Here is an 11,551-nt window from a genome sequence, read left to right as displayed (position 1 = left end):
GGCAGGGGCTCAGTAAAGCTCGAGAAAAGGGTATTCAGGCAGGAAGTTCGACGGTCTGGGTCAGAATAGGAATGTCGAGCTCATCGGCAAAGCTGTCATCAACCAGATCATCAGCGGCATCCATCAACATTGGAATGTCGAAATTTGCGGTGATAATTGCCTGGTTGTCTCTGTCCATCAGCCTGTCTGCGAAAGTTCGTGGTAGCGCAGCGGGTAACCGCGCTGTTTGTAGTAGCGGAAACTGTCACGTTTGCGCTCTTTAACCTGGTCCTGATCGTAAATGATCTCCAAAACAGTTTCAAAACGACCGTGCCAGGATGGGATCTGTGTCGCAAGATTGATCATTACCTGATGATGTTCACCCGGTTCATCGGTCCAGCTGATGGTCACCGCTTCGTGCTCATCATGACCCATTCCGTGAGGTAAAAAGGCGGTTGGCTCAAAACCCCACAGCAATTCATCCAGCTGTTTGCCAATGTCTTCATCGGGAACGTTGACCAGAATATCGAGCTTGCGACGCAGAACTTTCTGGATCAGTCGACAGGTGTACAGAAGTGCATCGTCCAGCGATTTGCCGGTGTTGTAGAACTGGATGTTGGTCATTTTTTACTGCGGTGTCTTTCGTGAGTAACTTCGGAAAACTGAACTTAGAAGCTTGGAGTAAGAGTATGTTGGTCGCACGTCGCACGCAAAACAACTGCGGCCCGTAAAACATCTACGGGCCGCGTTGTTCAAGCAAGTACCTGATTAACCGGCTTTGTTGATCAGGTAATCAACCAGCATCGGGATTGGACGACCGGTAGCGCCTTTGTTGGCGCCGCTGTTCCAGAAGGTGCCGGCGATGTCCAGGTGAGCCCAGCTGTAAGACTTGGCGAAGCGGCTCAGGAAACACGCGGCAGTGATGGAGCCTGCATCGCGGCCAGCGCCGATGTTCGGAATGTCGGCAAAGTTGGACTTGAGCTGCTGGTTGTACTCTTCCCACAGCGGCATTTTCCAGCCACGGTCGGTGGAGTTCAGGCCGGAAGCGATCAGGTCATCAGCCAGTTGGTCGTCGTTCGAGTAAACGGCGGTGGCGTGGTGGCCCAGGCCGATAATGATGGCGCCAGTCAGGGTGGCGATATCGATTACCGCTTGCGGCTTGTAACGCTCGGCGTAGGTCAGGCAGTCACACAGTACCAGACGGCCTTCGGCGTCAGTGTTGAGGATTTCGATGGTCTGGCCAGACATGGATTTAACGATGTCGCCCGGCTTGGTGGCCTTGCCGCTCGGCATGTTTTCCACCGCGCCTACGATGCCAACTACGTTGATAGGCAGTTCCATTTCGATAGCAGCAGACAGGGTGCCAAATACGGTGGCAGCGCCGCCCATGTCGTATTTCATCTCGTCCATGGCCTGACCAGGCTTGAGGCTGATGCCGCCAGTGTCAAAGGTTACGCCTTTACCGACCAGTACAACCGGCTTGTCGGTTTTCTTGCCGCCTTTGTACTCGACGATAACCATTTTGCCCGGGTTATCAGAACCGGCAGAAACAGACAGCAGGGCACCCATGCCCAGCTCTTTCATCTGCTTTTCGTCCAGCACTTTGCAGGTTACTTTGGTGTTGCCCTTGGCCATGGCACGGCCCTGGCTCGCCATGTAAGAAGGATCACATACGTTGCCCGGCAGGTCGCCCAGCTCGCGAGAAAGGTTTACACCCTTGGCGGTTGCCTGACCAGTGGCCATGGCTTTTTTCACCGCTTCGCCGCCTTTGGCGCTGGAAGCGTGCAGGGTTACTTTTTTCAGTGCGCGTGCCGGAATTTTTTCGGACTTGAACTTGGTGAACTGGTAGCTTGCTTCACCGATCAGGCGAGCCAGTTGCTGGGCTTTCCAGGCGTGGTCGCGATCTTTAACGGCGCTGTCTTCGATGCTGATTACGGCATCTTTAACTTTCAGGTCCATCAGCTTGTTGGCAATGGCACCAGCTACTTTGTTAAAGCTTTGGTCGTTGAGTTCTTCTTTGCCAGTGCCAACCAGCAGCAGGCGCTGGGCACTCAGGCCGTTAGTTACCGGTACCAACAGCATTTCACCATTTTTACCGGAAAAGTCGCCGCTTTTTTTCAGGGCGGCAAGCATGCCGTTGGTGGCTTTGTCGGTGGCTTCAGCCACACCGGTAAGTTTGCCTTCGGCGATAGCAATTACCAGACAAGCGGTTTTTGCATTAAGTGCATCGGTAGTACGCAGTGAGAATTCCATGGTGTCTCCCGGAACAAATGGTTACAATTTGCGAATTTTGTAGCCGCGTAGTCTATGCCAAATCGGTGTGCAGCACCAAGCCGATTACAGACATTTCGTATGGCAGGCTGTTAATGACAGTAAAAAAACCGGTGATAAATACCCTGTGATTATTTTTCGATACCTGTTCCGCCAGCTGTTCTCTACCACCATTGCGGTTTGTTCAGTGTTGCTGCTGGTGTTCCTCAGCGCCCGATTTGTGAAGTATCTTTCCGAAGTCGTGTCCGGCAAGTGGGAGGCGGGAGTGTTGTTCGCCTTTATCGGTTACCGGTTGCCTGGATTTTTGGAACTGTTATTGCCGCTGTCGTTTTTCATCTCAATTCTGCTGGCATACGGACGCCTCTATCTCGATAGTGAGATGACCGTTTTGAATGCCTGTGGCATGAGTCAAAAGCGCCTGTTGGGATATACCTTGCTGAGCTCGGTATTGATTATCGTGGCTGTCAGTTGGCTGGCACTGTTGATTACTCCGGCAGGACAGGAGAAATTTAATCAGCTGGAAGTGGCCCAGCAGCAGCGTGGCGAGCTAAGTTCGTTTCCCGCCAAACAGTTTTACAGTTTCAGCAAAGGTGGTGTGGCCTATGCGGAAGAGGTGAAGGACAGTCGGTTGTATGATGTTTTTCATACTTCCAGCGAATCCAACGGTAGTGACTCGACCGACAGCCAGGTAATCGTGGTGGCTAACGCCGGGCACCAGGAGCGTTCCGAGGATCGTCGCAATAATTACCTGGTGTTGGAAGATGGCTACCGAATTGAGGGGCAGCCGGGGCGTGCCGATTTTCGTATCACTCACTTCGGTGAATTTGGTACCGAGCTTGCAAGAACACAACTTTGGCGAGGACAAAAACGCGATGGCAGTGAGATGCCAACAGCGGAACTCTGGGGCTCTGACAAACCCGACCAGATTGCGGCGCTTCACTGGCGGTTGTCTATGCCGTTGCTGGTAATCGTGGTCACAATGCTGGCAGTTCCACTCAGTAAAACCAGCCCTCGTCAGGGGCGTTATCTCAAGTTGCTGCCTGCGGTAGCTATCTATCTGGTTTACATGCTGGTCCTCAAGTCGGGGCAGGGCAAAGTGGTGGATGGTGAGTTAAGTCCATACATGGGAGTCTGGGGTGTTCATGCCCTGTTTCTGGTGGTGTCGCTGCTGTTCTTTGTGTGGCCCACCGTGCGATTGAAGTTGTTGGGAGGTCGCTCACGATGAAACGACTCTCCGATCATGTGGCCTCGTCGGTGCTAACCAGTATTATCGGCGTACTGTTAATTCTTGTGGGCGTGGATATTCTGTCGGCGCTCTATAACGAAGCGGATGAGCTGGGCGAGCGCTACAGTTTCATGAATGCACTGTTCTATGTGGCGATGACCATTCCCTCACGCATTTATGAATTTATTCCCTATTCATCACTTGTTGGCTGTCTGGTGGGTCTGGGGTCACTGGCCGGAAACAGTGAGCTGGTGGTGATGCGTGCGGCAGGTGTTTCACTGCTGAGAATCGTCTGGTTTGTGATGAAGCCAGTGCTGGTCATTATTGTTTTTGGTATCGGCCTTGCCGAATACCTGGTGCCTCACTCCGAGCAATCTGCCAACACTTACAAGGCATTGCGTCAGGGCAGTGGCCAGGTGCGCAGCAGTGATTCCGATCTGTGGGTGAAAGAGGGCAATGAGTACATTCACATCAACGCGGTGGCTCCAGGTAATGCACTATATGGCGTTGCCCGGTATCGTTTTGATGATGATCGTCAATTGCAGGAGGCCAGTTTCTCGGAACGGGTTACCTTCAAGAACAGTTATTGGGAAGAGGAAAACGTTTCCATTACCCGGTTTGCCGAAGAGCACAGTTCAACAGAGGTGGATTCCGAGTTGGTGCGCCGCTGGGACACCGAGCTGTCGCCTAATGTGTTGCGCTTGAGTTCATTGCCGATTCAATCCCTGTCCATTGGTGGCCTGCATGAGTACGCCAACTACCTGCAGCAGCAGGGGCAGGATGCTGCACCATATTGGCTGGGTTTTTGGAGCAAGTCGTTGCAGCCGATCAGCGTGCTCAGTCTGGTATTGGTTGCGATATCCTTTATCTTTGGTCCACTTCGCCAAGTGACAATGGGCTTTCGCATTTTTACCGGGGTGATTCTCGGGTTGGCGTTTAATATCAGCCAGGAAATGCTCGGGCCATCAAGTCTGGTGTACGGTTTCTCGCCGGTGATTGCTGTGCTGATACCGGTATCTATTTGCGCCTTGATTGGTTTGCTGCTGCTGCGCAGGGCGGCGTAGCGCAGCTGATTTCATCGTCCACGTTACGTATGTCATCCTTGAGCGTAGCGAAGGATCTCGCAGGTTGGTAGATAGAGATTCTTCGCGTTGCTCAGAATGACTGTAAACTCCCTTTCTGGGTGGTGGGGACAGACTTTATCAGGGCTTCAACATCCGCCGCTGCAAATAAGCCACGGCCTTTTGCAGTGCACGCTCAAGCGCCGGATTAACCCCGGAAAATTGTATTCCCACCCGCAACTGGTCGGAGTGATCCGCTGTTTTTGTATGACGAATAAATACCGGACACTCAAAAGTGCCGTAATCCGGTAATTCAATCACCATTGCCGGAAAGTAATCACCTTTTTCCAGTTTGATATCACGTTCAAATAATAAACCTGCGCCGCCCACAGAAAGATCAATCACACTGCCAACCAGCTCATTTCCACCGGCGCTGGTCAATGTAGCCTGCAAGCGCTCGTTAATTCGAATCGGGGTGCGAAAGTACTCGCGCTTCTGGGCGTGGTGAATCGAATTCGGCAGGGTGGTTATGTAGTAAGCGCCACGATCATCCTCACCTGTCGATATAAGTTCTACCGCAAAGCGAAGTTTCACCTGGCGCAATTGCGCAGTCAGCCGCAACTTGCCGGTCTCCAGCAACGCCTTGTGTCCGGCTAACGGATTCAGTTCATCAAACACCAGCCGGGATTTGCGGCGATCAACGGAGAGTACTGAAGTGGCAAAGCTGCCTTGTCGGCCGGGGATGGATGCATTGAGTAGAGCTCTACCTTCCTGTAGTTCGGTTAGCAGTGCGGCAATCCGTGAGGGTAAGGTAATGTCGTCGCCTTCATTGGGTCCAGCCATTGATGCAGGCCTTACGCTTTGGCGAGTTGTCGGGTTTTGGCTGAGTGTTCGCTGTTGCCGCGAGCGTTGTAGGCGTGGTTGGAGGAAGTGGTTCCTCGTTGCAGAATATGCTGCGCCTGTTCAGTGGCCAGTTGACCGCGTTTGATCAGCATGCCGAGCTGTCGGTTTTCTTGCTGGCAAGCTTCGATGGCGGTCAACAAGGTTTTCCAGGTGGCATTAAGTGAATCGTCCTGCAGTGTGGCGAGCAGGCCATCCACTCCTTCGCGAGAAGCGGCAACACCTTGTTGCTGTAACCACTGTTCACGTTGTTGTGAGGCAGCTTGTAATTGCAATACACAGTGCTGTTTTTGCTGCGCGCTTTCGGTCAGTCGCTCCATATCCTGCCGGGTGAGGGCATCACGTTCGAGTTCAAGGTGATGCTGCAGGCGCTGGGTCAGCTCCAGCTCCTGATTGAACAGGTGCTGGAGTTGCTGGGCAGATATGGATGAGGGTGCAGGCACAGGCGCGACTTACAGAAGATCTTCAAGTTCAATCAGTTTGTCGGCAATGCGCTCGATGTTTGGCTGGTAATTGCCGGTGGCAATTGCCTGGCGCAATTCCGCCACTTTTTCGGCATTTACAACCGGTGCGTTGGCCAGGGCCTGCTCCATATTTTGCAGTCGGGTAGCCTCGTCGGTAACGGTTACCGTGTCGCTCGCCTTGGTCGATGGTTCGGCAGTGCGGTTGTGAACACTTTGCGATGACGCATGCTCCGGACCACGTGCTTTGCCATTGGAGTTGGCAGTAGGCAAATGGTTTGACCGCAGTTGCTTGATGTCAGAGGGCATTTTCGATGCTCCGTGATAAGCTTCCAGTATGTTTGATCTTATTAGCGTCATGGTTTCTGATTACTTTAATACTAGTTCGTAGTAATTGTGACTGATTTCGCACTAAGTGGCTTAATTGCCTACCACCACTTCGCCCGTATCCTTCACCGTTCCTTCCACAATCTTTTTCGAGCTGAGGTTTTCCACTCGCAGTCGATCACCCACTGCTGCATCGGAAAGCGCCTTGCCGTTCATGCGCACCTCAAAGCTGTCGCTACCGGCAATCAGGGTAACCTGCTGGCCGCGTTTGATCACTTTCGGTGCAGCCAGCATCCCTTGGGTCAGGGTGCTGCCCGCCTGAATATTGCGGGTTGCCTCCTGGCCAATCGCTTCCGATGCCTTCTCAAAATAACCCGCTGGCAGTTGATGCAGTGGTTGCTCCATCAAGCTGACATCTTCGGCAGACAATACCTCACCGCGACGCAATGTGCGGGTGGCCACCGGCACAGCCTGTGTAGCTGTAACCGTTACCGGCACATATAAAGTCCAGGGCGATTCACCGCGACAGCGCACGCCGATGCTGGTTTTGCCCAGCAACTTGCCGCCCGGCGGCAAAAACGCCTCCAGTGCAACACTACATAACGGCAACTGCAGGCTGTTATTGAGCTGTCCGGCAATGACTTTTACATCGCCCATCTGCTGAATGGCAGGTTGGTTGCTGACAAATCCTTCAGCCGTCGCACGAATGCTTTCGTGGCTTTGAATGCCGTCGGCGTTTCCGGTGAGCCATGGCAACAGCAGTGCAATCAGTAATCCACTGCGCACTGAAGTTCTGTTTTGTCTGGCTGGCCGTTTGTTCATGGCGACGTAATTCCGGCTGTTATGAGTTTCTGTAGATAAATGATGCAAGTGCCGTGCCGAAAATTTCGGTGTGAGGAAGCAGGCTGCCTCTCCGGGGCGGCAAGCCGGCGGCAATGGGGGGGGCATGCCGTAGCCGTTTGCCGCTGTTCGGCGTGTGCTGATTAAATGCGAAATCAGGTTAACTTATTGAAAATAAAGATAAAGTATTTTTTGGCACAGCGATTGCTATGTTTTGTGAAAGGTCAGGAAAGCGCTCAACGCTGATCGTGTTGAGCTAGAAGACAGACAACTGCAAGAGACTGAGTCATGCCAAGCTGGATCGATAACAATATCAATGTTCATGCCACCGCCCTGAGTGTGCGGGCCAAGCGCGCCGAGATTTTGGCGTCCAATCTGGCCAACGAAGATACACCGGGGTACAAGGCTCGTGATATCGATTTTCGTGAAGTTTTGAGCAGTCAAAAGCAGGCGGTAAATGGTTTGCGCACCACCGACAGCGGCCACATCAGCACCGCCGGTGTTGCCGGAGCCACCCTCAAATACCGTATTCCCACCCAGATGTCCGCAGACGGCAACACGGTGGAATCTCAAATTGAACAGGCACAGTTCGGTGAAAACGCCGTGCGTTATCAAGCCAGCCTGAACTTTCTTAACGGCTCCCTCAAGGGGCTGATGTTGGCACTGCGTGGCGAATAAAAGGAGAGCGAGCGATGAGTCTATTTAATGTTCTGGATGTATCGGGTTCTGGCATGCGTGCCCAGTCCATTCGCCTCAACACCGTAGCCAGTAACCTGGCCAATGCCGAGTCGGTCAGCTCAACAGCTGAAGGGGCATACCGTTCCAAGCAGCCTATTTTCAAGGCGATGTTGCACGACGGTATCAATGGCGCTTCTGCCAGTGTGGAGGTTACCAAGATCGTCCAGAAAGAAACTGCGCCGCGACGCCAGTACATGCCCGAGCATCCGATGGCGGATGAAACCGGCCACATCTATTACTCCAACGTGAACTCTGTGGAAGAGATGGCCAACATGATTTCAGCATCGCGCGCCTACCAGAACAACATCGAGGCGATGAACACCGTAAAGCAGTTGATGATGCGAACCATCAACCTCGGCAACTAATAACAGCAGGGTATTGAATCAATGACCAGCGTAAACCCATACAGCAATATCGGATTGACCACTCAGCAATCCCTGCAGAGCACCCAGAAGGCCACTAATGACCCGAACCAATTGGGTATTCAGGATTTTATGACCCTGATGGTGGCTCAGCTCAAAAACCAGGATCCAACCAAGCCACAGGAAAGCTCCGAGTTTCTGGCGCAGATTGCCCAGTTCGGTACCGTCTCCGGCATTGAGGAAATGAACGGCTCCTTAAATGGGCTGGTGGGCTCTCTGTCTTCAAATTCCGGATTGCAGGCCGCGTCTTTGGTGGGCCGCGATGTGGTGAGCGCCTACAACGTAGCGCCGCTGGAAGAGGGTGGTGTGCTGAAAGGGGTAGTGGAGTTGCCAGCATCAACAAGCGGTTTGGTGGTGCAGGTGAAGGACATGACCGGGCGGCTGGTGGATACCGTGTCGCTCGGCCCCAACCCGGCGGGGGTAATTCCCTTTGAATGGGATGGGGTCGGCTCCGACGGCAAAGCTTTGCCGCCCGGCATGTATTCGGTGACCGCCAACGCAAATATCGGTGATGGCACCGAGGCGGTCGCCACTTTCACTCGCGTAAAAGTGGACAGTGTTTCCATAGGGCAAGGCGGCGGTGACGTCACCCTCAACCTGGCAGGAGGGGCCACCATGGCACTCAGTCAGGTACGTGAGTTCCACTAACAGAATTAATTAACCAACTTGAATTAAACAGTGTCGGGCAAAGCGCCAGACCAGAATGACAACAGAATACGAAAGATAACAGGCAGGAGAGAGCACCATGGCATTTGATACCGCAGTATCCGGTTTACGGGCTTCAACCGCTGAGTTGGGGGTAATCGGCAACAACATCGCAAACAGTGCCACCGCAGGTTTTAAAACCTCAAGGGCACAGTTTTCCGACCTCTACGCCGCCGGCGTATTGGGTACCGGTGTTAATGCGATTGGTAAGGGGGTAAGTCTCTCCTCGGTTGCCCAGCAGTTTACCCAGGGCAACATCAGCTTTACCGAAAACTCCCTGGACGTGGCTATCAACGGTAACGGTTTCTTTATTCTCGACGACAACGGTTCGCGCTCTTACAGCCGCTCCGGTCAGTTCGGTGTGGATAAAGAAGGTTATGTGGTTAATCCGGAAGGTTTGCGCCTGCAGGCGTTCCAGTCCGACAACGCCGGTCGTGTCGTGCAACAGGAAGGTCCGCTGCGTTTGGACACCAACCTGATTTCTCCGGCCGCTACCACCGGTGTGGAAATTGTCGCCAACATCGACTCCCGCGAAGTGCCACCACCGTCGGCATGGGGTGGCCCTTATGATGCTTTTGCAACACCGCCAACCGAGCCGACCTCCGACATGTACAACGCGTCTACCTCCACTACCGTGTACGACGACCTTGGTAACCCGCATATTCTTAGTACATACTGGGTAAAAACCGCCAACGCCGGTGAGTGGAATGCTCATACCATGATCGATGGCGTATCCACGTCTGGCCCGGAAGTCCTGACCTTTGAACAAAATGGTCAGTTCGACCTGAGCAGCGGCCCGGTGGAGCTGAACATTAATAACTGGCAGCCACGCAATAAAGACGGTTCCATCGTTAACGTATCGCCGCAGAACTTTACCGTAGACCTGTCCAGCAATACCCAGTTTGGTAGCCCGTTCGCTGTGAGCGCCATCAATCAGGACGGCTTTGCCTCTGGTCAGCTGCGCGGTATCGAAATCGACGAAAGCGGAATTGTGTTCGCCCAGTACACCAACGGTGAAGCCCGAGCACTGGGCCAGGTAATTCTGGCCAACTTCTCCAACCCGCAAGGCTTGCAGCCGCAGGGCAACAGTAAATGGTCCGAAACCTTTAACTCCGGTGTGCCGGTAGTAGGTGCTCCAGGAACTGCTGGCCGCGGCGTACTGCAATCCGGCGCATTGGAAGACTCCAACGTAGAAATTACTGAAGAGCTGGTAGCCATGATCGTTGCCCAGCGAAACTTCCAGGCCAACGCCCAGGTAATTCAGGCAGAAGATGCCGTAACGCAGGCTGTGATTAACCTGCGGTAAGATTTGGGGTGGGTAAAAACCGGTGGCAGTCGCGACGACGGGGGTGGTCGCGACTGCCACCGGTTTTTTTGTGCCTGATGGATGGATAAGGCCTTGATCCGGTTTCAATATGGCTTTAATGTTTTGTGCGTAGAGTGTCTGGCGAGTGATTGCTGTGAGATTGGCCGAGGGAGTGGTGATGGGGCGCTTGATTCCTTCCCTGAGAGCGATTTTTTGTACAGTATAATTTTTGCTCTTCTCGCTCAGTTAAATCTCAAATAAATCAGGCCCGATAATAATATCAAGTAATTTTGATATAGGTTTTGTTGTTTTAAAAACAAAGAGTTATCTAAAGGATGGGTGACCCGATAATATATTAAGCGGGAAGCTCGATAATAATTGTTATGAGGCCGAAGGCCTCTTAAACAGGCTGTTAACTGCCTATGAATGTTTGGAAGAAAATTGCTATCTCTTTCGGTATTTTGGTTGTTGGCGTTCCGCTAGCAATCGCGGGATTATTCATTTATGCAACCAGCGACATGTGCGGGAACGAAGTTTACACTGAGGTTATGTCGCCCAATAAAGAGCATAAAGTAGTGGTGTTTCAAAGAGATTGTGGAGCTACGACTGGTTTCAGCACCCAGATTTCAATAATCGAATCTGACGATGAGCTCGAAAATGAGGGTGGCAATATATACATTATCGATGGTCACCCAAAGGATGTCTCCCCGCCTGTAAGGTGGGTTTCTAACACAGAACTGAGAATAGAGAGAAGTTTGAACGGTTCTGAATATAAAGCTGAATCTAGCTGGGGTCTTCTGAACAAGGTTAAGGTTACCTATGGCGCAGGCGGCAGTTAACAAGTTTGTCAAAAGGACGCTCCTGGCGTCGCGCCTTTTACAAAAGCGTTAAAAGGACTCGCGTGCATCAAGATTCTGAAGATCCGGATACTTGGCTATCAAGACTCATTGAGGAGAGAGGGGTTAGCTCTTGGGAAGCATTGCTGATTCCACCCATCATATTATCTATTCTGACTATTCTTGGAATATCAGCGTACTTTGGGATTGGCTGGCTTTTGGAGGAATTAAATCCTGAAACAGAATCAGGAGCTAAATTCATAGCTAGGGCGGCTCTATTGGTTCCTGCATTGAGTGCGGGTTGGCTGTTTAAATCCCTTGCAGGTGTGGCTTCTAGTCAAGTAGGTAGTCCAGTCAAAATAATGCAATGGTCATTTCTCGGTTCAGCCCTTGGATTGATTTATGTTTGCGGTGTGTATGTCTTTTAATAAGGCCAAGCACGTGCGCACAAGTGGGCTGGACTAGCTATAAGTTACTCGT

Annotated in this window: 15 protein-coding genes; 8 read left to right on the top strand and 7 right to left on the bottom strand. The window is 52.3% G+C overall.

The genetic code is table 11. The features are described from left to right. Window positions 1–34: 34 nt before the first annotated feature. The 3 genes from QP938_09255 to QP938_09245 form a co-directional block, all read right to left on the bottom strand. A complete protein-coding gene (locus QP938_09255; protein ID WIO73485.1) occupies window positions 35–178 on the bottom strand; it encodes a hypothetical protein in 144 nt (47 codons plus the stop codon). Continuing rightward, entirely contained in the window at window positions 178–603 is a 426-nt protein-coding gene (locus tag QP938_09250; GenBank protein WIO73484.1) for a DNA polymerase III subunit chi, read from the bottom strand. The genes QP938_09255 and QP938_09250 overlap by 1 nt, the downstream gene beginning before the upstream one ends. A 144-nt stretch (window positions 604–747) precedes the next feature. Further along, on the bottom strand, window positions 748–2,232 hold the full coding sequence (locus tag QP938_09245) for a leucyl aminopeptidase (protein ID WIO73483.1): 1,485 nt from the start codon (window positions 2,230–2,232) through the stop codon (window positions 748–750). A gap of 145 nt (window positions 2,233–2,377) precedes the next feature. Between QP938_09245 and lptF the strand changes: the two genes are divergently transcribed. Both lptF and lptG read left to right on the top strand, forming a co-directional pair. Beyond that, on the top strand, window positions 2,378–3,475 hold the full coding sequence (gene lptF / locus QP938_09240) for an LPS export ABC transporter permease LptF (GenBank protein ID WIO73482.1): 1,098 nt from the start codon (window positions 2,378–2,380) through the stop codon (window positions 3,473–3,475). Continuing rightward, complete coding sequence (gene lptG / locus QP938_09235; GenBank protein ID WIO73481.1) at window positions 3,472–4,539, top strand: LPS export ABC transporter permease LptG; 1,068 nt, start codon at window positions 3,472–3,474, stop codon at window positions 4,537–4,539. Before lptF ends, lptG begins: the two co-directional genes overlap by 4 nt. Window positions 4,540–4,677: 138 nt before the next feature. On the opposite strand, the gene QP938_09230 is transcribed toward lptG, so the two are convergent. The 4 genes from QP938_09230 to flgA all read right to left on the bottom strand — a co-directional run bounded on the left by QP938_09230 (window position 4,678) and on the right by flgA (window position 7,046). Then, window positions 4,678–5,379 carry a flagellar brake protein gene (locus tag QP938_09230; protein ID WIO73480.1) on the bottom strand — a complete coding sequence of 234 codons (702 nt, stop codon included), beginning with the start codon at window positions 5,377–5,379 and terminating at the stop codon, window positions 4,678–4,680. 11 nt (window positions 5,380–5,390) lie between these two features. Then, window positions 5,391–5,879: a flagellar protein FlgN gene (locus QP938_09225; protein ID WIO73479.1), complete on the bottom strand. Its 489-nt coding sequence runs from the start codon at window positions 5,877–5,879 to the stop codon at window positions 5,391–5,393. A gap of 9 nt (window positions 5,880–5,888) precedes the next feature. Next, window positions 5,889–6,206 (bottom strand): flagellar biosynthesis anti-sigma factor FlgM, encoded by a 318-nt coding sequence (gene flgM / locus QP938_09220; GenBank protein ID WIO73478.1) that lies wholly within the window; start codon window positions 6,204–6,206, stop codon window positions 5,889–5,891. Between the two features lie 111 nt (window positions 6,207–6,317). Continuing rightward, window positions 6,318–7,046, bottom strand: a complete 729-nt coding sequence (gene flgA / locus QP938_09215) for a flagellar basal body P-ring formation chaperone FlgA (GenBank protein WIO73477.1) — start codon at window positions 7,044–7,046, stop codon at window positions 6,318–6,320. Between the two features lie 306 nt (window positions 7,047–7,352). On the opposite strand from flgA, the gene flgB reads away from it, so the two are divergent. From flgB to QP938_09185, 6 genes are all read left to right on the top strand, one after another. Beyond that, window positions 7,353–7,742, top strand: coding sequence for a flagellar basal body rod protein FlgB (gene flgB, locus QP938_09210; protein ID WIO73476.1), 390 nt, complete (start codon window positions 7,353–7,355; stop codon window positions 7,740–7,742). Between the two features lie 14 nt (window positions 7,743–7,756). Beyond that, window positions 7,757–8,167, top strand: a complete 411-nt coding sequence (flgC, locus tag QP938_09205; protein ID WIO73475.1) for a flagellar basal body rod protein FlgC — start codon at window positions 7,757–7,759, stop codon at window positions 8,165–8,167. 21 nt (window positions 8,168–8,188) lie between these two features. Continuing rightward, window positions 8,189–8,872 (top strand): flagellar hook assembly protein FlgD, encoded by a 684-nt coding sequence (locus tag QP938_09200; protein ID WIO73474.1) that lies wholly within the window; start codon window positions 8,189–8,191, stop codon window positions 8,870–8,872. Between the two features lie 97 nt (window positions 8,873–8,969). Continuing rightward, window positions 8,970–10,235, top strand: coding sequence for a flagellar hook protein FlgE (gene flgE / locus QP938_09195; protein ID WIO73473.1), 1,266 nt, complete (start codon window positions 8,970–8,972; stop codon window positions 10,233–10,235). 422 nt (window positions 10,236–10,657) lie between these two features. Then, entirely contained in the window at window positions 10,658–11,074 is a 417-nt protein-coding gene (locus tag QP938_09190) for a DUF5412 family protein (GenBank protein WIO73472.1), read from the top strand. A 62-nt stretch (window positions 11,075–11,136) separates the two neighbouring features. Beyond that, a complete protein-coding gene (locus QP938_09185) occupies window positions 11,137–11,499 on the top strand; it encodes a hypothetical protein (GenBank protein ID WIO73471.1) in 363 nt (120 codons plus the stop codon). The last annotated feature ends 52 nt before the right edge of the window (window positions 11,500–11,551 follow it).

This window comes from Porticoccaceae bacterium LTM1, assembly GCA_030252795.1.
Classification (GTDB): Bacteria; Pseudomonadota; Gammaproteobacteria; order Pseudomonadales; family Porticoccaceae; genus SCSIO-12696.
Note: the sequence above shows the minus strand (reverse complement) of the source record. Positions and strands in the feature narration are given on the sequence as shown.

Bases quoted from the DNA above. Each gene is read 5' to 3' on its own strand.
- QP938_09245 (WIO73483.1), bottom strand. From the start codon at position 2,232: ATGGAATTCTCACTGCGTACTACCGATGCACTTAATGCAAAAACCGCT.
- QP938_09255 (WIO73485.1), bottom strand. From the start codon at position 178: ATGGACAGAGACAACCAGGCAATTATCACCGCAAATTTCGACATTCCA.
- lptG (WIO73481.1), top strand. From the start codon at position 3,472: ATGAAACGACTCTCCGATCATGTGGCCTCGTCGGTGCTAACCAGTATT.
- QP938_09200 (WIO73474.1), top strand. From the start codon at position 8,189: ATGACCAGCGTAAACCCATACAGCAATATCGGATTGACCACTCAGCAA.
- flgC (WIO73475.1), top strand. From the start codon at position 7,757: ATGAGTCTATTTAATGTTCTGGATGTATCGGGTTCTGGCATGCGTGCC.
- flgE (WIO73473.1), top strand. From the start codon at position 8,970: ATGGCATTTGATACCGCAGTATCCGGTTTACGGGCTTCAACCGCTGAG.
- QP938_09230 (WIO73480.1), bottom strand. From the start codon at position 5,379: ATGGCTGGACCCAATGAAGGCGACGACATTACCTTACCCTCACGGATT.
- QP938_09250 (WIO73484.1), bottom strand. From the start codon at position 603: ATGACCAACATCCAGTTCTACAACACCGGCAAATCGCTGGACGATGCA.
- flgM (WIO73478.1), bottom strand. From the start codon at position 6,206: ATGCCCTCTGACATCAAGCAACTGCGGTCAAACCATTTGCCTACTGCC.
- QP938_09190 (WIO73472.1), top strand. From the start codon at position 10,658: ATGAATGTTTGGAAGAAAATTGCTATCTCTTTCGGTATTTTGGTTGTT.
- flgA (WIO73477.1), bottom strand. From the start codon at position 7,046: ATGAACAAACGGCCAGCCAGACAAAACAGAACTTCAGTGCGCAGTGGA.
- flgB (WIO73476.1), top strand. From the start codon at position 7,353: ATGCCAAGCTGGATCGATAACAATATCAATGTTCATGCCACCGCCCTG.